This window comes from Streptomyces lacrimifluminis (assembly GCF_014646095.1).
GTDB classification, from domain to species: Bacteria; Actinomycetota; Actinomycetes; order Streptomycetales; family Streptomycetaceae; genus Streptomyces; species Streptomyces lacrimifluminis.
Map to the genome: position 1 here is coordinate 1 of NZ_BMMU01000026.1, position 19,048 is coordinate 19,048.

The window sequence follows — 19,048 nt, forward strand, 5'->3', positions numbered from 1 at the left end:
CCTGTGGAAGCAGACCCACCCGGACCGGGAACCCGACGCCTGGCTGACCGACGGCCAGGTGATCGAGGCGGCGGGAGCCGAACTGACGGTCCTGCACACGCCCGGACACGCACCGGGTGCGGTCTGCCTCTACGATCCTGGCCTGGGCACCGTCTTCACCGGCGACACCCTCTTCAACGGTGGACCGGGTGCCACCGGCCGCTCCTACTCCCACTTCCCGACGATCATCGACTCGATCCGGGACCGGCTGCTCGCCCTCCCGCCCGAGACGAAGGTCCTCACCGGGCACGGCGACCCCACCACCATCGGCGCCGAGGCACCGCACCTGGAGGAGTGGATCGCCCGGGGCCACTGACGGCCACGGACCCGGACACACCTGTGGGCGCCCACCGTCGCAACGGAGGGGCGCCCACAGGGACCTGCAGAACAGGTAGGTGCGTTCAGGCGGCGACCGGCAGTCCCGGGGTCCGGAAGACCTGTCGGCCGGCGTCCACCGCGAACACCTCGCAGCCCTTGCGCGCGGCGGCCCACTCGATGCCCTCCGCGCCCATCGCGAACGCCGCCGTCGCCGTGGCGTCCGCCTCGGTGAGGGTGGCGGCGACGACGGTCAGGCTGAGCAGTCCGGTCGCCGGGCGTCCGGTGCGGCCGTCGAGGATGTGGTCGCCCCGTTCGTACCGGGCGGAGGTCGCCACACCCCCCTCGGTGAGTTCCAGCACCGTGCACAGCTGGTCGGCGTGCTCGGGATGCCGTACCCCGACCCGCCAGGGGCGACCGGCGGCGACCACGTCACCGCCGGCGTTCAGGCAGTACGTCCGTACGCCCGCCGTCGCCAGCAGTTCAGCCGCCCGCTGCACCGCCCAGCCCTTCACCATTGCGCACGGATCCAGGCCCCGGCCGGGCAGTCGTACGTCGAACGCGCCTCTGGTCGCGACCCGGTACTCCTCGCACAGGCCGAGCACCTCGGTGAGGTCCGCACTCAGCTCGCCGGTCTCCAGCTCGCCCCGGTCGAGGCGGGACACCTCGCTGTCGGCCTTGAAGGGGCTGAACCGCGCGTCGACCTCGTGGAGCCAGGCGAACACGGCGTCCGCCGCCTCCACCGGGGCGTCCTCGTCGTCGATGAGCAGCGAGATCGGGAACCCCATGATGTGCTCGACGCGCCGCATCCTCTCAGCCCTTCGCGTCGATGGCGGCCTGGAGGGACTCCTTGTAGCCGTCGCTGGTGATGGTGGCGCCGGAGACGGTGTCGATGTCGGCGCTCTGCGCGGCGAGCGTCTCCTCGATCAGGACCGGTACCGCGGCCGTGGTCTGCGGGTGGTTCGGCTGCTGGAGCATCTTCACGGACGCGATCGTGTCGCCCTCGAAGGTCACCTCGACCTGGACGGTGCCCTTCTCGGTGTCCACGGCGGTCCCCGAAACGACCTTGGACGCGGACTCCGCGGCGGGGGCCGACGTGGACGCGGAGGGCGCCGGGGACGACGCGGCGGAGTCCGCCTGGGAGTCGATGGCGGCCTGGAGGGACTCCTTGTAGCCGTCGCTGGTGATGGTGGCGCCGGAGACGGTGTCGATGTCGGCGCTCTGCGCGGCCAGCGTCTCCTTGATCAGGACCGGCACGGCGGCGGTGGTCTGCGGGTGGTTCGGCTGCTTCAGCATCCGCACCGAGGAGATCTTCGAGCCCGCGAACGTCACCTCGACCTGGACGTCGCCCTTCTCGGTGGTCACGGTGGTACCCGCGACGACCGTGGACGACGAACCGGAGGACCCGGACGAGGAGGTCGAGGACGGCGTCGAGGCGGGGGTGGAGGCCTCCGAGGACGTGATGCCCAGCGACGGCTCGTAGAGCCAGACGGGGACCAGGCCGGCGATACTCAGGACCAGTACAGGCAGTGCTCGTTTCACGACGTTCCTCTTATCCGGCGAGGCTGAAGCGCTCGAAGTGGGTCTGCGACTTGGGCACGCCCAGCTCCCGCAGGCTGCGCAGCACCGCGTTCATCATGGGCGGCGGGCCGCACAGGAAGACGTCCCGGTCCGCGATGTCCGGCACCAGCTCGGCCAGCTCGGCCGGGGCCAGCTTGTCGGGGGAGGCCGGGCCGCTCACCAGGTGCAGCTCGGCGCCCTTGGCGTGCGCGAGGTCCCGCAGCTCCTCGTACAGGACGGCGTCCTGGTCCCTGGCGACGCGGTAGATGACCACGGCGTGGCCCTGGATCTCCTCCAGCAGCGCGCGGATGGGCGTGACGCCCACACCGCCGGCGATGAGGACGGCCTCCGGCCGGGTGCGGTGCAACGCGGTGAACGCGCCGTACGGGCCCTCGGCGAAGACACGGGTGCCCACCGGGATGTGGCGGAGGGCGGCGGTGCCGTCGCCGGCCACCTTCGCGGTGAGCCGCAGCGACCTGCCGTCGGGCGCCGCCGACAGCGAGAACGGGTTCGCCTGCCACCAGCGGTCCTTGGTCAGGAACCGCCACAGGAAGAACTGGCCGGCGCGGGCGGGCAGCTTGTCGAGGTCGCGGCCCGTCATGTAGATCGAGACGACGTTGTCGGCCTCGGGGACGACGGCCGAGACACGCAGCTGGTGACGGAGGTTCTTGCGCAGCGGCAGCACCACCCGGCCCAGGAACACCGAACCGAGCGCCACGCCCCACAGGGCCCACCAGTACGTGGTGGCGGCGGACGACGAGGTGAACGTCGTCCCGACACCGACCTGGTGCGTGAACGCCAGGACCACCGCCACGTAGGTGTAGAGGTGGATGAAGTGCCAGGTCTCGTAGGCGAGGCGGCGGCGGGCGTAGCGCGCGGAGACCGCACCGATGACCATGATCAGGACCAGGGCGACGATCGCGCGCAGCACGCCCTCGGTGGTCTCGGCCAGCTCCACCAGCTCGGCGACCGGGCCCAAGGACGTGCCTTCGGCGTAGCCGAAGGTGATGAACACCGCGTGGGCCATCAGCGTCCACAGCAGTCCGAAGCCGACCCAGCGGTGCCAGGAGGTCAGCCGGTCCATGCCGATGCGATGGTCCAGCCACGGCAGGCGGGCCACCAGCACCAGCTGGAATGCCATGACCAGGGCGCCGTAGAGCCCGGCGAGCCGGCCCAGCACGATCAGCGCGTTCGACGCGAACCCGGCCTGGAAGAAGAAGACGGTCACGACCGCCACATTGGCGGCCAGTACGGCGTACAGGCCGGTGCGGGCCACCACTCTGGGCCGTATCGCCGTGGGGGGCGCGTAAGGCGATTGGACGGTCGTCACGGACAGTGCTCCTTGATCGGGTCCGGGGAGACCGAGCATGACCGACGGTAGCTGTCGTTGAGCTGTCGTTGGACTTTCAAGTTGTTATCGATCTCGCGCAGGGAGGGGGAGAGCTGTGACGCCGGAAGCGGCGTGCAGCACTATGAGCACGTGGAAAAAGTACGACTTCTCGTTGTGGACGACGATCCGCCCATCGCCGACCTGGTCGCGACGGTCGCCCGCTACGAGGGCTGGGAGGCGGTCACCGCGTACTCCGGGGAGGAGGCGCTGAGCAGGGCCGCCGAGTTCCATCCGGACATCGTGGTGCTCGACCTGATGCTCCCTGGCCTCGACGGCTTCGCCGTGCTCGACCGGCTGCGGCTGTCGGGCACGATGGTGCCCGTGGTCTTCCTCACCGCCCGCGACGGAGTCGCCGACCGGGTCGCGGGGCTCACCCGGGGCGGCGACGACTACCTGGTCAAACCCTTCGCCGTGGAGGAACTGATGGCCCGGCTGCGGACCGTGCTGCGCCGCAGCGCGGGCCCCGCCTTCCAGCGGTCCGTGCTCCGGGTGGCCGACCTGACGATGGACGAGGACACCCGCGAGGTCCGCCGCGGCGACAAACGGCTCACCCTCACCCCGACCGAGTACGAGGTGCTGCGCTACCTGATGCGCAAGTCCCCGACCGTGCTCACCAAGGCACAGATCCTCGACCACGTCTGGGAGTACGGCTTCGGCGGCCGTTCCAACGTCGTGGAACTGGTCGTCAGCCGGCTGCGCCGCAAGCTCGACGATCCCGACGAGCACGACGAACCCCTGATCCACACCGTGCGGGGCGTCGGCTACGTGGTCCGGCAGGTCGGCGCGTGATCCGCCGCTGCCGGGACAACTACCGCAGGCTGCGGCTGGGCACGCGGCTGGCGCTGGGCATGGGCGTTCTGTCGCTGGTCGTGTTCGCCGTCGTCGGCATGGCGCTGTCCACGTACATGCGGGAGTACCTGGAACGCCAGCTCAGCGACCAGATGAAGCTCGTCCAGGTCACCCAGTCCAAGGACGTCATGGACTACGGCAGCGTGCAGGGGAAGCCGTACTACGGCTGGTACACCGCCTCGTACGCGGTGTCCGGCAGTAGGCCCGTACTCCGCGAGCCCGCCGACGTGCCGAAGGACTCCGCCGAACTCCTCGCCACCGCCGAGACCGTGCGCGCCACCGACACCGACCCCGTCCTGCGCACCGCGCGCATCGACGGGGAGGCCTACCGGCTGCGCGCCTGCGAGGTCGTGGACGGGGTCGTCCTGGTCACCGCCGCGCCCATGGACGACATCGAGGACACCATGGACCAGCTGGTCACGGTCCAGGTCGTCGCCTTCGCGCTCGCCCTGCTGGGCCTCGTGGTCCTCGGCCGTGCGGTGCTGCGACGCGGTCTCAGGCCCCTCAGCGACATGGCCCACACCGCCCGTGGCATCACCTCGCACGACTTCACCGACTCCGCCCGGCTGCCCGTACGCGCCGACCGGGGCAACGCCGGCCCGGAGGTCGAGGAGCTGCGCACCGCGTTCAACACCATGCTCGAACACATCGACGACTCGCTCGCCGTGCGCACGGAGGCCGAACAGCGCCTGCGCCGCTTCGTCGCCGACGCCTCGCACGAGCTGCGAACCCCCTTGATGTCGGTACGGGGCTATGCGGACCTGTTCCAGTACGCCGCCGCCAACGAGCCCGGCGAACGGGACCGGCACCTGGCCCGGCTGCGTGCCGAGGCGGCCCGGATGGGTGTCCTGCTCGACGACCTGCTGCTGCTCGCCCGGCTGGACGCGGCCCAGGTCGAGACACCGCTGCGCCCGGAGCGCGCCGACCTGGTGGACCTGGCCGGCCAGGCGGCGGACGCCTTCCGCGCGGGCCACCCGGAGCATCCGCTGACGCTGACGGCGGCCCCGAAGGAACTGTTGCTGCGTCTCGACCCGCTGCGTATCCGGCAGGTCCTGGACAACCTGCTGACCAACGCGGCGGTGCACACGCCCGCCGGCACCGCGGTGTCCTTGGACGTGACCGTCGACAAGGGCGACAAGGGCACCGACAGCTACGCGGTGGTCCGGGTCGCCGACGCCGGCCCCGGCATCCCGGCCGCCGACCAGGACCGGGTCTTCGACCGCTTCTACCGCGTCGACAAGGCCCGCAGCCGCGACCGGGGCGGCAGCGGCCTCGGCCTCGCGGTCGCGCTGTCGCTGGCCCGGGCGCACGGCGGCACCCTCGACCTGACCAGCGGCCCCGGCTGCACCGCCTTCACCCTGCGCTTCCCGCTCGACAGGACGGACGGGCCGCCGAACAGCTGAACAGCTGGACAGGAACGCGAACCGAACGACCCAACTGAACAGAACGACCCGACCGAACAGAACGACTCAGTCCGAACGGCTCAGCACGGACGATCTGAGGAGACCCCCCACTGTGAACGTACTGATCGTTTTCGCCCATCCCGAACTCTGCTCCTTCAACGGAGCGTTGAAGGTCAGAGCCGTGGACGTCCTGAAGCAGGCCGGGCACGAGGTCGTGGTCAGCGACCTTTACCGGCTCGGCTGGAAGGCCGCCCTCGACGCCGACGACTTCCCCGGAGCCTGGACCGACCCCGATTTCCTGGACGTCTCCGCCGAGCAGGAACGCGTGTCGGCGGCGCACGAGACCCCGCCCGACGTCCTCGCAGAGCAGGAAAAGGTCGCCCGGTGCGATCTGATGATCCTCCAGTTCCCGCTGTGGTGGTCCGGCATGCCGGCCATCCTCAAGGGCTGGGTCGACCGCACCATGGCCCGCGGCTTCGCCTACGCGGAGGGACGTGCCTACGACTCCGGCCCACTCAGAGGCAGACGCGCCCTGGTGTGCACGACCACCGGCACCCCCTCCGGTCTGTACGGCTCCCACGGCACCGACGACGACCTGGACCGCGCCCTCTGGCCCATCCAGCACGGCATACTCGGCTGCCTCGGCTTCGAGGTCCTCCCGCCGTTCGTGGCCCGTGCCCCGGGCGAGGCGTCGGCGAAGCAGCGTGAGGAGTACCTCACGGAGTACGCCGAACGCCTGCTGGCCGAGGCCGACACCGAACCGCGTTGAGGGGTGAGGCCACCTGGGACGACTCCAGGAGCCGCTCGGCCGACGGCGCCGAAAGACGAGGCGGGGGAGCAGGCCCTGACCGGGCGTCCCCGATCCGCAGTCGCCCAGGACCGGACGCGGCCTCAGAAGAGCTCGGGCGTCGGCCGCACCGATACGTGAGCAGCCGTACCGGAGTCCGCACGCGGGCCGGCGGGAGGCGCGCCACGTGGGTACGGTCCCGCGCCGATCGGACGGGTCGGCCCAGGGGAGGGGTGAGGCGCTCTCGCAGCAGGCGAGCACCTGGGCGATCGTCGTCGCCGACGCGATGAGCATCCGCACCGCGCGGAGGCCAGCGCGTACCTCAACTCCCGTACGGGCTAAACCCGTACGAGGGCGGCCACGTGGCCGGTGACCATGTCGAGGATCTCCGCGCAGGCCTTCTCGTCGCCGAGGGCCAGGAAGTTGAGCGTCAACCCGTCCGTCACCGTGGCCAGATAGCGGGCCAACACCGGGACGGGCACGCTCAGTTCGAAGCCCATGGTCTCGCGCAGCTGCTCCAGCAGTTGGGCGTACGTGTCGGCGTACAGCTCGTACTGCCGACGGGCCAGATGTGCGAACCCCGGCTCACGCAGGGCGTACTGGGTGAGTTCGTACGTCAGCATGTGCTCACCCGGGTGGGCGGCAACGTGGTCCCAGTACGCCCTGAAGCCCGCCCGGATGGTCTCCTGAAGGGTGTCCTGCGGCTGGATCGCCTCGCGCACCACACCGACGTAGTGGTCCATGATCGTGGTGATGACCGACTCGATCAGGGCCTGCTTGGAGTCGAAGCAGTAGTGGAAGACGCTCAGCGACACGCCGGCCTCCGCCGCGATGGACCGGGTCGTCGTCCTGGGGACGCCGTCCCGGGTCATCGCGCGGATGGCCGCCTCGGTCAGCTGCCGGCGCCGCTCGGCCGACGGCTTGCGTGCCATGAACTCCCCCTGGGTACGGAACTCAGCTGCTGAAGACACCCACTTCGTGGAGTGAGTATCCCCAGTCCGTGCCCCGATCCAGTCCGTGGACGCGCACATAGCGGGCGGGTACTCCCGCGAACTGTGCGGTGTCCAGGCCGCCGTCGCCGACGGTCGTGGACCACGCGGTCTGCCAGGTCGTACCGTCGGTCGAGAGCTCGATGCGGTACGACCTGCCGAACGCCTTCTCCCAGTCGAGGGTGACCCGCTTGACCAGGTTCGTCGACCCGAGGTCGAGCTGGAGCCACTGGTCGTCGCTCCAGTCGCTCGCCCAGCGGCTGCCCGGGTCACCGTCCACGGCGCGGCCGGGCTGGTAGCTGGTGAACGGGTTCGACTCGGACGAACTGGCCGTCGCGGACACGCCCTTGGCGAGATTCACCCCGGCCTTGTGGGTCTCCGAGGCGCCCCAGGTGTCGAGGTAGGACTCGGCGCCCCGGAACAGGTCGCCCACCGCGTCCGCACCGCCGACCCGCCGGATGTCCTGGATCCAGTCCGGGACCAGGCCGACGTGCGCGGCCCCGTCCGTGTTGATGTCCCAGGTACGCGAACCGGTGGTCTGCCGGTCGATCACCGAGCCGCCGTCGACACTGGTGAAGGGGTACGTCACCGTCGTACCCGTGTCCGTACCGCGCGGGGCGGGATGGTCGCCGATGCCGTTGTAGTCGGTGCCGTAGCCGTAGCCCTTGTTGTACTTGGTGCGCAGGGCGTCGGTGCGCGCGGCCTCCGCGACGAACTCCTCGGAGGAGTGCATGTACTGGGCGATGAAGCCGCCGAGACCGTAGACCCGCTCGGTCCAGTTGAGGTCCATCCAGCTGTGCGAGGAGAGCACGCCCGGGTAGGACTCCGACTCGAAGATGTCCATCGCCTGGCCGGCGGCCTTGACGCCCATGTGGTCGATCTCGAGCATCATCTTGCGTTTCATCATGCCGCGCACCGCGTAGTCGCCGAGGGCGGTGAGCCCGCGCTTGTTGCACTGCGCGTCCGAGGCGTACGTCGGCAGCTCGGTGCCCTCCGGCAGTTCCTCCGTCGCGTTGGTCGCCGTCGCGCCGCCGATGGGGTTGTCGTGCATCGCGGTCGTGCACTTCTCCGTCTGCCAGAAGGTGCCCGTCGACAGGAACTGGCCGACGTTGATCGCCGTACCGAGACCGTGCTCGTCGAACCGCACCCCGCACAGCGCGTTGTCGAACTTGTGGCACAGGAACATGCTGCGCACACCGAGGTCGTACAGCTCGTCGAGGCCCTTGTCGATGTCGGCCTTGCTGCACTGCGCGATGTCCAGGATCTGCTTGCAGCCGAAGGGCTCCGACGTCTCGACGCCGAGGACGACGGCCAGCTTGCCCGCCTTGATCACCTCACGGGCCTGCGCGCTGTCGGTGACGATCCGGAACCAGCCCTTGCCGGTGCCGCCGTACTGCGCGTCGATGAAGTCCTGGAGCTGGTACGTCAGTTTCGCCTGAAGGCGGATCGAGGTCATCTCGTCGCAGCTGCGGTCCTTGAAGAAGTAGACCGAGCAGATCACGCCGTTGGTGACCAGGTCGTTGACCAGCACGCGCTGACCGCCGCGCCAGGCGCGCTCGATCCAGGCATAGTAGTTCGCCTGGTGGGTCATCGAGTCGTACGCGGGCCAGTCCTTGAACGTCGGGTAGCCGACCGGGTCGTGCTTGCCGTCGCCGCCGTGGGTGATGTAGTCGAACACCGCGAAGGTGCCGTCGGGGTAGTGCTCGGGACAGTCCTTGAGTGCGTCGGCGATCCCGCTGGTGGAGAACACCTTCCCGCAGATGAGCCGTCCGCCGAATGCCTCGTTGGAGAACAGGTGGTTGTGCGCGTCGACGAACCCCTGTACCTCGCCCTGGGAGTTGGTGCCCTTGAAGGGCTCGCCCGTGACGTTGATCCGGGAGTCGGGCGTCGGTCGCGCGGTCGGCGTCCACCAGTCCGTACCGGCGGCCGAGCTGGGCCCGGTGCCGAGCATCAGCGCCATGACGGCGAGGAGCAGGGGCAGCACGGTCAGGGGTCTGCGTCCGCGACGCGGGCGAGGCGGGAAAACAGGCTCGGTCATCACTCACGTCCTCGCACAAGGATTGTCATGGCTCGCGCAACTCTGTGATGAGGATCGCGACACCGGAGTGATGGAGTCAATAGTCCGGGACGCTTGACCTGATAGTCGGCCGGTCTTAATGGGGGTTTCTGTGGGTGAACCACACCAGAACTCGATGCCGACGGGGTGTGAACTGCGTTCAAGGATGGAGAACAATATTGTTGACAATGTAGTCCGTCCAGTTTTAGCGTCGACAGGCACTCACTCGGGAGGGGCGCATGCCGGACCAGGCCCGTCCAGGCACCGGAGAGCAGGCCAAGCAGCACGCGCTGGAGCGGCTGCGGCAGGCGATCCTGCGCGGCGACATGGCGCCGGCCCAGCGGCTGGTGGAGAACGAACTCGCCGAGCAGCTCGGTGTGACACGGGCCAGCGTCAGGGGGGCGCTGTTCGAGCTGGAGGCGGAGGGGCTGGTCGAGCGGATCCGCAACCGTGGCTCACGAGTACGGGTGGTGACGGTGGAGGAAGCGGTCGCCATCACCGAATGCCGGATGGTCCTCGAAGGCCTGTGCGCGGCCAAAGCGGCCGAGTCGGCCACCGACGACCAACTGGCCGAACTTACCGGCCTGGGTGAAGCGATGGCGAAGGCCGTCGCCGACGGTGAGCCGGTCACGTACTCCGAACTCAACCACCAACTGCACACCCGGATCAGACAGTTCTCCGGACAGCGGACGGCCGTGGAACTGCTGGAGAAGCTCAACGCCCAGTTGGTGCGCCACCGTTTCCGGCTCGCGCTGCGACCGGGGCGCCCGCAGCAGTCCCTGGGTGAACACCTGGCCATGGTCGAGACGATCACGGCCAGGGACCCGCAGGCGGCCGAAGAGGCCGCGCGCGCCCATCTCACGAGCGTGATCGCCGCCTTGCGCGAGTGACACCGCAGAGGTGGGCCGACCGGCCTGTCCACCAAGGAGTTCGCTCCAGGGCCGGGCCCAACCTCGGTCTGCCGCACACCACTTGCGGCGAGGCCTCCATGCGTCCCTACCCGCAGGTCACAGAGGAGCCGACATGAGCGGCGTCATCGTCACCAACCCCCCGCGCGCACACGCCGAGGACGTCGAGGCGCTGGCCGGCTACGGCGTGGCCACCGTCCACGAGGCCCTGAGCCGCACCGGACTCCTCGGCCCGGCCCTGCGCCCCATCCAGCAGGACGTACGCATCGCGGGCACCGCGGTCACCGCGCTGTGCTGGCCCGGCGACAACCTCATGATCCACGCGGCCGTCGAACAGTGCGCCGAGGGGGACATCCTGGTCGTCACCACCACGTCGCCCTGCACGGACGGCCTGTTCGGCGAACTGTTCGCCACCGCACTGCAACGGCGAGGCGTACGCGGCCTGGTCATCAACACCGGTGTACGCGACACCGCCGAACTGCGTGCCATGGGCTTTCCCGTGTGGTCGGCGGCGGTGTCGGCCCAGGGCACGGTCAAGGCGACCGGTGGTTCGGTCAACGTCCCCGTCGTGGTGGGCGGCCAGCAGATCCGTCCCGGCGACGTGATCATCGCCGACGACGACGGTGTGATGGTCGTACCCCGGCAGCGCTCCGCCGAGGCCGTCAAGGCGTCCGAAGCCCGCACCGCGAAGGAGGAGGCGTCCCGACTGGCCTTCGCCGACGGCCAGTTGGGCCTGGACCGGTACGGGCTGCGCGAGACCCTCGCCCGGCTGGGGGTGCGGTACCAGTCGTACGAGGAGTACGTGGAGGCCGCCAACTCGGAGAGCTGTACGGGAGTTGGCCCGAACGTCGGCCCGGGGGGCCGCTCGTGAGTACGGGCGGCGGGGGAGGGGCTGCGCTGCGTGCTGATGCGGGGTGGCACCTCCGAGGGCGCCTACTGAGAGTAGGAATGACCTGTTCGACCGCCTGGATCGCCGGCCGATCGGGCTCCGTGCAGCCGGTTGTGCCCGTTCTGCCATCACGTGAGGCTGCGGGGTGTGTGGGGCATCGCCGGGGCGCCTCGCCGAGTCGTCAGATCACCATGGAACCGGCGTCAGGGTCTACGCCGAAACCCTGGGTGGGCGGCTCTCCACCCACCAGGCGGCGATCTGGGCGCGACTGCCGAAGTCGAGCTTGCCCAGGATGTTCTGGACATGCCGGTCCGCGGTCCGCGGAGACAGGCTGAGGGCAGAGGCGACCTGACGGTTGGTCATGCCCGTGGCCACCAGCTCGGCGACCTCCAGCTCACGGCGGCTCAACGGGCTGGGCGCGATGAGAGCCGGGGCCTCCTGGCCGGTGTCATCGGCGGTGTCATCGGCGGTGGCGGTGGCGGTGTCCAGGGCGAGGGAGATGGCACGGGCCGGGCTGTCGTGCCGGCCGCCTTCCGCGAGGGCCTTCTCGTATCCGTCCGGGCCCAGGGCCGCGATGACCGCTTCCCAGTAGTGTGCGCGGCGCGAGCCGAGGGTGCTGAGGGGGCAGCGGGGGTTGGCGCCGTTGTCGCGGGACAGGGCCTGCAGGGCGCCCTGCAGCTTTGCCGCCTGCTCGTGCTCACCGTCGGACGCGGCGATCCACGAGAACACTTCCAGCGCCTTCGTGGTCCCGACGTAGTCATTGAAGCCCCGGAGGTTCTCCAGTGCGGCCCGGGTCAGCGCCCTGGCTTCGTCGTCGGCGCCGCGTGTCCAGAGCACGCCGCCGAGCGCCCACATCGCGTAGGCGCCGAACATCCGTTCCTCAAGGGCTGTCGCGGTCTGCCGCGCGCGTCTGCCGGTCTCGTCCGCGCGCGGATCCCCGAGGTGGGCCTGGGCGATGATCATCAGGAACAGCCAGAACAGCCCTGCCGCTTCGTCGCCCGCGGCCTCGTGAGCGGCCAGCGCCCTCTCGTACAGGGACAGGGCCTCCGTCATCCGCCCGTGGAAAGCCTCGGACGCGCCACGGAAGCCCAGGAGATACGGCCGATCAGACGGTTCGCCCAGGTGCTCGTTCAGCTCTTCGGCCTCGTCCAGCCAGCGGTCGGCCGTCGTCAGATCGCCCTGGAGTATCGCCACCCATGCGGCGGCCCACAGTGCCCTGGTCCGGACCGGTGTGGGCTCGGGCGCCGCCACGAGCAGCCGGTCGAACTGGCGGCGCCCCTCGCCGAGGAACCCGTTGGCGCACCAGTGGAAGCGCAGGGCCACGGCCAGGCGCAGCGCGGCCTGGGTGTCCGCGGGATCGGGTGCGAGGTGTTCGGGCCGGTGCCGCTCCGGGGTGGAGGATTCCGCACGGCCGGTCTCGGGAGCGGCCGGGTGCGCCAGGTTCCCGTACTCCAACGCCAGCTTCAGGTTGGCGTGTTCGATGCGCAGACGGTCCAGGGCCTGTGCCTGTGTCGGGCCGAACCAGTCGCTGGCGTACCGCTCGGCGAGAGTGAGGAAGAAGTCGCGGTGCCGCCGCAACTGCGCCTGTTCCTCACCCGACTCGGTGAGCCGGGCCCGTCCGTACTCGCGAATGGTCTGGAGCAGCCGGTAGCGGAGCGGGCCCTCGTGCTCACAGGTCATGACGACGGACTGGCCCACCAGCCGGTCGAGCAGGTCCACGACCTGGTGCCGCCCGATACCTTCTGCCGCGCACACATGCTCGGCGGCGTCCAGGGTGAACCCGCCCGCGAAGACCGACAGCCGACGCCACAGCAACTGCTCGGCGGGCGTGCACAGTTCGTAGCTCCACTCGATCATGCCGCGCAGTGTGCGCTGGCGCGGCTGGGTGGTCCGGCAACCGCCGGTGAGCAGCGCGAACCGGTCCTCCAACCGGTCCACGAGCTGCTCGACGGTCAGTGTGCGCAGCCGGGACGCGGCCAGTTCGATGGCCAGGGGAAGCCCGTCCAGGTCCGCGCAGAGCCGGACGGCCCGGGCCCGGTCCGCGCAGGCGATGCGGAAGTCCGGCCGGATGGCGGTGGCCCGGTCCCGCAGCAGATCGAGCGCCTCGTCCGGCACCGACAACGGGGGGACGGTGAAGACGTGCTCGCCCGTGATGCCCAGTGTCCGGCGGCTCGTCGCCAGAATGCACAGTTCCGGACAGGCCGACAGTAACGCCTTCGCCAGCTGGGCAGATGAGTCGATCAGGTGTTCGCAGTTGTCCAGCACGATCAGCGCCCGATGCCGGGCCAGACGGCCTGTGAGCTGATCCAGGAGGGGCCCGGCGCCCTGGTCCGGCACCCGGAGCGCGCCCATGACCGCGATCGTGACCGCCGACGGATCCCGCACCGCGCCCAGGTCGACCAGCCATGTGCCGTCCGGGAACGCCTTCCTGGACGCATCGGCGACCCCCAGTGCCAGACGGGTCTTGCCCACACCGCCGACCCCGGTGAGCGTGACCAGCCTCCCCATGCCCAACAGACGCCGAATCTCGGCAACCTCCCGACGCCTGCCCACGAAGCTGGTCAATGCGGCAGGGAGGTTTCCCGCCGCAGGGATCACACTGGTCACGGCCTGGCCTCGCGTTCCCCGAACATCACACGTGCCGCGTGGTTCACGGCTTCCCCGTGATCACCCTGCCTGGGCAAAGGTAAAGAGAGGTTAATAAGAGGGTATTGATGTCACATTGTTGGCACTACAGGCGAAACGACCAAAATCTGCCACGTCGGCGAATCGGGCAGGCCGCCGGCCCCGCCCGATGCCGTCACCCGTGCCGCACCAGCCCCATGGCCTGCGCGTCCTTCCGACGCGCTCGCCTCACGTCCGTGAATCCCTACGGGCGTCGGTCCCACGGATCGTTTCCCCGTTCACCGTCCACCAGGCACCGACCTGCGTGCGGGAGCCGAGGCCGAGCTTCGCCAGGATGTTCTCGACGTGACCGGTGACCGTACGGGGTGACCGCCCGAGGGCGGTGGCGATCTGACGGTTGCTCATGCCCTCGGCCACCAGCGCGGCAACCTCTCGCTCCCGCCGGCTCAGGGCCTTCAGGGGGGCGTGGCTGACAGCCGCCCGGGGGCCCTTTCCCGTACCCAGGGCCAAGGCGATCGCTGCGGGCAGACTGTCGTAGGAGCCTCCCTCGGCAAAAGCCTTGTCGTACGCCGCCCGGCCGAGGGCCTCGACGATCGCCTCCTCGCACCGTGCGTGGGGCTCGGCGAACGCCCCGGCGGAGCTGGGGCTGAGCTCGCGCGAGAGGGGGCGCAGCGCGCCCAGGAGCAGTGCGGCCCGCTCGTGGTCGCCGAAAGCGGCAATGCTCCAGGCCAGCACCTCCAGCGCCATGACCACCCCGGCGTGGTCGTTGAACCCCCGATGGATCTCCAGCGCGGCGGCCATCAGCGCGCCGCTCTCCTCCGGACTGCCCCGGAGCCATGCGCCGAAGCCGAGTACCCACAACGCGTAGGCCCTGGTCAGACGTTCGCCATGAGCCTCCGACACGGCCACCGCCCGCCTGCCGGTCTCCGCCGCACCCGGGTCCCCGAGGTAGACCTGGGCAAGAGTCAACTGGAAGAGCCACCGCAGGGTTCCCGGCTCCCCGCCCAGCGTCGACTGAGCGGCCACCGCGCCTTCGAGCAGCGGCACGGCCTCGTGCGGCCTTCCCCGGTACAGGGCCAACGTGCCGCGCATGCCCTCGACATTCGGGCGGACCAGCGGGTCGCCCAACCGCTCGCCCAGCTCTTCGGCCTCGTCCAGCCACCGGTCGGCGGCATCCAGATCGCCCTGCATCTGGCACACCCAAGCTGCGGACCACAGCGCCGCGGCGCGCGCGGGGGTCGGCGCGGGAGCGGCGGCGAGAACGCGGTCGAACTGACGGCGTCCCTCGCCGATGAACCCGTTGCAGCACCAGTGGAAGCACAGTGCGGCGGCCAGCGCGAGCCACGCCTGTGTGTCACCGGGATCCGCCACCTCGCGCGCCCGACCGGCCGACTCGGCTGCCGCTGTCCTCGCTCTCGCCGGCACCGGTACGACCGTCTGGGCTCGCCGCCCGTGTTCCAGGGCCGCAAGCAGGTTGTCGTGCTCGGCGCGCAGCCGGGCCAGCGCCTGTTCCTGGCCCGGCCCGAACCAGTCGGCGGCCGTGCGTTCCGCGAGCGACAGGAAGAAGTCGCGGTGCCGCCTGAGCAGCCGCTCCTGCTCGCCGCTCCAGGCGAGCCTCTCCCGACCGTATTCACGGATCGTTTCCAGCAGCCGGTACCGGGGCTGCCCCTCCCGCTCGGTGATCAGGACGATGGACTGGGAGACCAGCCGGTCCAGAAGATCCAGCACCTCGTACGGGGAGAGACCGTGCCCGGCGCAGACGTCCTCGGCCGCGTCCAGTGCGAAACCACCGGCGAAGACCGACAGCCGCTGCCACAGCAACTGCTCGGCGGGGGCGCACAGTTCGTAGCTCCCGTCGATCGCGGCACGCAGGGTGCGTTGTCTGGGCGGTGCGCTCCGGTCGATGTCGGCCAGCAGCGCGAAGCGGTCCTCCAGCCGGTCCACCGCCTGCTCGACGGTGAGCGTCCGCAGCCGGGACGCGGCCAGCTCGATCGCCAGTGGCAGCCCGTCGAGGTCGGTGCAGAGGCGGGAGACGTGGGCTTCGTCCGCCTCCTCGATCCGGAAGTCCGCGTCGACGGCGGCGGCGCGGTCCCCCAGCAGGAGGAGCGAATCCGCCGGCGACAAGGGCGCGACGCTGAACACGCACTCGCCGACGACGTCCAGCGTCCGGCGGCTCGTCGTCAGGATGCGCAGCCCCGGGGCAGCGGACAGCAGCAGCCTCGCCAACTCCGCGCAGGCATCGACCAGATGCTCACAGTTGTCGAGTACGAGCAGCGTCCGCCGCTCGGCCAGATGGGCGGTGAGCTGTTCCAGGGGAGGCCGGGCGCCGAGGTCGGGCAGTCCGAGGGCGGTGGCCGTCGCGCTCGCCAACGCCGCCGGATGGCGCACGGGCGCCAGATCCACCAGCCACACGCCCTCCGGGTAGTCCTCTCCGGCGACGGTGGCCGCCTCCAGCGCCAACCGCGTCTTGCCGATCCCGCCCGCTCCGGTGAGCGTCAGCAACCGCGCGCCGCTCAGGCTCCGGCGGATCTCCGCCACGTCCTGGCGCCTGCCCACGAAACTGGTCGAGGCTGCGGGGAGGTTTCCCGCGTACGGGCCAAACGTGCTCACCATGGTCGTCTCCGTTGCCCTCAGCCCGATCCGGGCGGCGCACAGTCGCCACCGATCGATACGTTCCGGTTGGGGTGCCGACCGCGACCTCCGACGGCCGCACTGCCCCGAGAGGTGCGCCGTCGCCGAGCCGACAGTACCGGCTGGGCGGGTGTATTTGTTCCAACCCATCCGATGTTTGAGGACCAGTCCTGTTCAGGCCCGGGGCGCAGCCCTCAAAGCGGGGCAGGCAGGAGCTGCGGGAGGGAAAGAGATCGGGTGCGTTCACGTGTCACACATACCGGCCGAGCGGTGTCTTGAGGGTGAACCCCGAAGACGGGGGACCGTCCGAGCGCAGGAGACACCATGAGCGGGAACACCGATGTGATCGTGATCGGCGGCGGCTACGCCGGCGTCATGGCGGCCAACCGTCTGACGCAGCGCGCCGACGTGACCGTCACGCTGATCAACCCGCGCCCCGCCTTCGTCGACCGGATCCGCCTGCACCAGTTCGTGGGCGGCACCCACGAGGCGGTCGCCGACTACCGCAAGCTCCTGGCCGAGGGCGTCCGGCTGGTGGTGGACACCGTGACACGGATCGACGCGTCAGGGCGCGCCCTGACGCTGGCGAGCGGCGACACCGTCGGCTACGACTACCTGGTCTACGCGGTGGGCAGCGCCACCGCCGCCCCGCGCGTACCCGGCGCCGCCGAGTTCGCCTACCCGATCGCCGGCCTGGACGAGGCGCAGCGGCTCCGGTCGGCCCTTGACGCCGCGCCCGCCTCGGCCCCGGTGACCGTCGTCGGCGCCGGGCCGACCGGCATCGAGACCGCCGCCGAGCTCGCGGAACAGGGCCGCACCGTGACCCTGGTCTGCGGGGGGCTGCTGGGCCCGTCCCTGCATCCGCGGGGGCGCCGCTCGGTGGCCGGGCGGCTCGCCGCACTCGGGGTGAGCGTGCTCGACGGCCCCGACACGAAGGTGACGGAGGTGACCCGTGCTGCCGTACGGCTCGCCGGTGGCCGTGAGCTGCCGAGCACGGTGACGATCTGGACCGCCGGATTCGGGGTCCCGGACCTGGCCGCGCGCAGCGGGCTGCGCACCGATGCCCTGGGCCGCCTGCTCACCGACGAGACGCTGACGAGCGTCGACGACGGGCGCATCGTCGCGGCCGGGGACTCGGCGGCCCCGTCGGACCTGCCGTTCCGGATGAGCTGCCAGGCCGCGGTCCAGCTGGGTCCGCAGGCCGCCGAGACCGTGCTGAGCCGGATCGCGGGGGAGCGGCCCGCGTCCATCGACGTGGGATTCGTCGGCACGTGCATCAGCCTGGGCCGTCGCGCCGGCATCTTCCAGCTCATGGGCAGGGACGACACCGCGAAGTGGTTCAGCCTCGGCGGCCGGCCGGGCGCGAAGATCAAGGAACTCATCTGCTGGAGCATCCCCCGGCAGTTGTCGTACGAGGCACGCAAGCCCGGTGCGCGCACATGGTGGACCAAGGACGCCAAGCGCGGGCGGCTGCTGGGAACCGAACTCGACCAGAAGCGGACCACCGCCGAGCGGGCAGCCTGAGACACTGCCCGGCGTGCCGGAGCGGTGCGCCGGGCAGTGTCCCTGCCCATCGAACGGCTGTATGGAAACGAAAGGGACCATGCTGTGGAAGCACGACTCGTGAGAACCGTCGGCGACCGGTGCCGCCGCCCGCGCCGGACAGGGGCCGGGACATGAGCGAGCACACCACCGCCCCGGAGCCCGCGCCGGCCACCGACCCGGCGACCGAGACGTTCGTCGCCCACCGCAACCTGCTCTTCACGGTCGCCTACGAGATGCTCGGCTCGGCGGCCGACGCCGAGGACGTCCTCCAGGAGACCTGGCTGCGCTGGGCCGAGGTCGAACTGGAGCAGGTCCGCGACCAGCGCGCCTACCTGGTCCGGATCACGACCCGGCAGTCCCTCAACCGGCTGCGCACGATGAGCCGCCGCAAGGAGGCCTACGTCGGCTCCTGGCTGCCCGAACCCCTGCTCACCGCACCGGACGTGGCCGAGGACGTCGAACTCGCCGAGAGCGTGTCGATGGCGCTGATGCTCGTCCTCGAAACCCTTTCACCGACGGAACGTGCCGTGTTCGTCCTGCGCGAGGTCTTCGACACGAGCTACGACGAGATCGCCGCCGCCGTCGACAAGAGCCCCGCGGCCGTCCGCCAGATCGCCCACCGCGCCCGTCGGCACGTCGACGCCCGGCGCCCCCGGCAGACGGTTTCCCCGGATGTGGGCCGGGCCGTGCTGGAATCGTTCCAGCGCGTACTGGAAACAGGGGACCCGCAGATCCTTCTCGACGTACTCGCCCCCGACGTCGTCCTGGTGAGCGACGGCGGCGGCATCAAGCAGGCGGCGCTGCGGCCCATCAACGGCGCCGAGAAGGTGGTCCGCTTCCTGTTCGGCACCGCCGGCAAGAACAAGGGCCCGATCACCTTCACCCCCACCATGGTCAACGGCGGTCTGGCGGTCGCCGTACACCTGGGCGGCGAGCTCGACGGCATCATGGCGCTGCGCGTCGAGAACGACCTCGTCACCGGTCTCTACTACGTCCGCAACCCCGAGAAACTGACCCGCGCCGGAACGGAGACCCCGCTCACCCTGCGATGAGCGGAAGTGG

At 70.4% G+C, this 19,048-nt stretch carries 15 protein-coding genes; 8 read left to right on the plus strand and 7 right to left on the minus strand.

Annotation, left to right across the window (positions count from 1 at the left end; genetic code table 11):
• Positions 1–355 (plus strand): MBL fold metallo-hydrolase (locus tag IEY89_RS30305; RefSeq protein ID WP_189150716.1); only part of this gene is annotated, 355 nt, incomplete at its 5' end.
• Positions 356–440: 85 nt separating this feature from the next.
• Here IEY89_RS30305 and IEY89_RS30310 read toward each other — a convergent pair.
• From IEY89_RS30310 to IEY89_RS30320, 3 genes are read right to left on the minus strand one after another with little or no spacing between them, the layout of a single operon-like run.
• On the minus strand, positions 441–1,163 hold the full coding sequence (locus tag IEY89_RS30310) for an FAD:protein FMN transferase (RefSeq protein WP_189150717.1): 723 nt from the start codon (positions 1,161–1,163) through the stop codon (positions 441–443).
• 4 nt (positions 1,164–1,167) lie between these two features.
• Positions 1,168–1,896, minus strand: coding sequence for an FMN-binding protein (locus IEY89_RS30315; protein ID WP_189150718.1), 729 nt, complete (start codon positions 1,894–1,896; stop codon positions 1,168–1,170).
• 10 nt (positions 1,897–1,906) lie between these two features.
• Positions 1,907–3,244 carry a ferredoxin reductase family protein gene (locus IEY89_RS30320; RefSeq protein ID WP_189150719.1) on the minus strand — a complete coding sequence of 446 codons (1,338 nt, stop codon included), beginning with the start codon at positions 3,242–3,244 and terminating at the stop codon, positions 1,907–1,909.
• A 150-nt stretch (positions 3,245–3,394) separates the two neighbouring features.
• On the opposite strand from IEY89_RS30320, the gene IEY89_RS30325 reads away from it, so the two are divergent.
• The 3 genes from IEY89_RS30325 (at position 3,395) to IEY89_RS30335 (ending at position 6,325) form a co-directional block, all read left to right on the plus strand.
• Positions 3,395–4,093, plus strand: a complete 699-nt coding sequence (locus IEY89_RS30325) for a response regulator transcription factor (protein WP_189150720.1) — start codon at positions 3,395–3,397, stop codon at positions 4,091–4,093.
• Positions 4,090–5,556, plus strand: coding sequence for a sensor histidine kinase (locus IEY89_RS30330; protein ID WP_189150721.1), 1,467 nt, complete (start codon positions 4,090–4,092; stop codon positions 5,554–5,556). The genes IEY89_RS30325 and IEY89_RS30330 overlap by 4 nt, the downstream gene beginning before the upstream one ends.
• A gap of 112 nt (positions 5,557–5,668) precedes the next feature.
• Positions 5,669–6,325: an NAD(P)H-dependent oxidoreductase gene (locus IEY89_RS30335; protein WP_189150722.1), complete on the plus strand. Its 657-nt coding sequence runs from the start codon at positions 5,669–5,671 to the stop codon at positions 6,323–6,325.
• Between the two features lie 356 nt (positions 6,326–6,681).
• On the opposite strand, the gene IEY89_RS30340 is transcribed toward IEY89_RS30335, so the two are convergent.
• Entirely contained in the window at positions 6,682–7,275 is a 594-nt protein-coding gene (locus IEY89_RS30340) for a TetR/AcrR family transcriptional regulator (protein ID WP_189150723.1), read from the minus strand.
• A 22-nt stretch (positions 7,276–7,297) separates the two neighbouring features.
• Positions 7,298–9,370, minus strand: a complete 2,073-nt coding sequence (locus IEY89_RS30345; RefSeq protein ID WP_189150724.1) for a galactose-binding domain-containing protein — start codon at positions 9,368–9,370, stop codon at positions 7,298–7,300.
• A gap of 257 nt (positions 9,371–9,627) precedes the next feature.
• Between IEY89_RS30345 and IEY89_RS30350 the strand changes: the two genes are divergently transcribed.
• The gene (locus tag IEY89_RS30350; RefSeq protein ID WP_189150725.1) at positions 9,628–10,278 is read left to right on the plus strand and encodes a GntR family transcriptional regulator; all 651 of its coding nucleotides are present in this window, start codon (positions 9,628–9,630) and stop codon (positions 10,276–10,278) included.
• Positions 10,279–10,411: 133 nt separating this feature from the next.
• On the plus strand, positions 10,412–11,167 hold the full coding sequence (locus tag IEY89_RS30355; RefSeq protein ID WP_189150726.1) for a 4-carboxy-4-hydroxy-2-oxoadipate aldolase/oxaloacetate decarboxylase: 756 nt from the start codon (positions 10,412–10,414) through the stop codon (positions 11,165–11,167).
• A 228-nt stretch (positions 11,168–11,395) separates the two neighbouring features.
• Here IEY89_RS30355 and IEY89_RS30360 read toward each other — a convergent pair whose 3' ends face one another.
• Positions 11,396–13,693, minus strand: coding sequence for a LuxR C-terminal-related transcriptional regulator (locus IEY89_RS30360; RefSeq protein ID WP_229695484.1), 2,298 nt, complete (start codon positions 13,691–13,693; stop codon positions 11,396–11,398).
• A 345-nt stretch (positions 13,694–14,038) separates the two neighbouring features.
• The gene (locus IEY89_RS30365; protein WP_189150727.1) at positions 14,039–16,423 is read right to left on the minus strand and encodes an ATP-binding protein; all 2,385 of its coding nucleotides are present in this window, start codon (positions 16,421–16,423) and stop codon (positions 14,039–14,041) included.
• Positions 16,424–16,765: 342 nt separating this feature from the next.
• On the opposite strand from IEY89_RS30365, the gene IEY89_RS30370 reads away from it, so the two are divergent.
• Positions 16,766–17,965: an NAD(P)/FAD-dependent oxidoreductase gene (locus IEY89_RS30370; RefSeq protein ID WP_189150728.1), complete on the plus strand. Its 1,200-nt coding sequence runs from the start codon at positions 16,766–16,768 to the stop codon at positions 17,963–17,965.
• Positions 17,966–18,117: 152 nt separating this feature from the next.
• Complete coding sequence (locus IEY89_RS30375; RefSeq protein ID WP_189150729.1) at positions 18,118–19,038, plus strand: RNA polymerase sigma-70 factor; 921 nt, start codon at positions 18,118–18,120, stop codon at positions 19,036–19,038.
• Positions 19,039–19,048: the final 10 nt, after the last annotated feature.

Coding starts and splice junctions, on each gene's coding strand:
- IEY89_RS30375 (WP_189150729.1), top strand. CDS start 18,118: ATGAGCGAGCACACCACCGCCCCGGAGCCCGCGCCGGCCACCGACCCG.
- IEY89_RS30310 (WP_189150717.1), bottom strand. CDS start 1,163: ATGCGGCGCGTCGAGCACATCATGGGGTTCCCGATCTCGCTGCTCATC.
- IEY89_RS30355 (WP_189150726.1), top strand. CDS start 10,412: ATGAGCGGCGTCATCGTCACCAACCCCCCGCGCGCACACGCCGAGGAC.
- IEY89_RS30345 (WP_189150724.1), bottom strand. CDS start 9,370: ATGACCGAGCCTGTTTTCCCGCCTCGCCCGCGTCGCGGACGCAGACCC.
- IEY89_RS30370 (WP_189150728.1), top strand. CDS start 16,766: ATGAGCGGGAACACCGATGTGATCGTGATCGGCGGCGGCTACGCCGGC.
- IEY89_RS30360 (WP_229695484.1), bottom strand. CDS start 13,693: ATGGGGAGGCTGGTCACGCTCACCGGGGTCGGCGGTGTGGGCAAGACC.
- IEY89_RS30350 (WP_189150725.1), top strand. CDS start 9,628: ATGCCGGACCAGGCCCGTCCAGGCACCGGAGAGCAGGCCAAGCAGCAC.
- IEY89_RS30365 (WP_189150727.1), bottom strand. CDS start 16,423: ATGGTGAGCACGTTTGGCCCGTACGCGGGAAACCTCCCCGCAGCCTCG.
- IEY89_RS30340 (WP_189150723.1), bottom strand. CDS start 7,275: ATGGCACGCAAGCCGTCGGCCGAGCGGCGCCGGCAGCTGACCGAGGCG.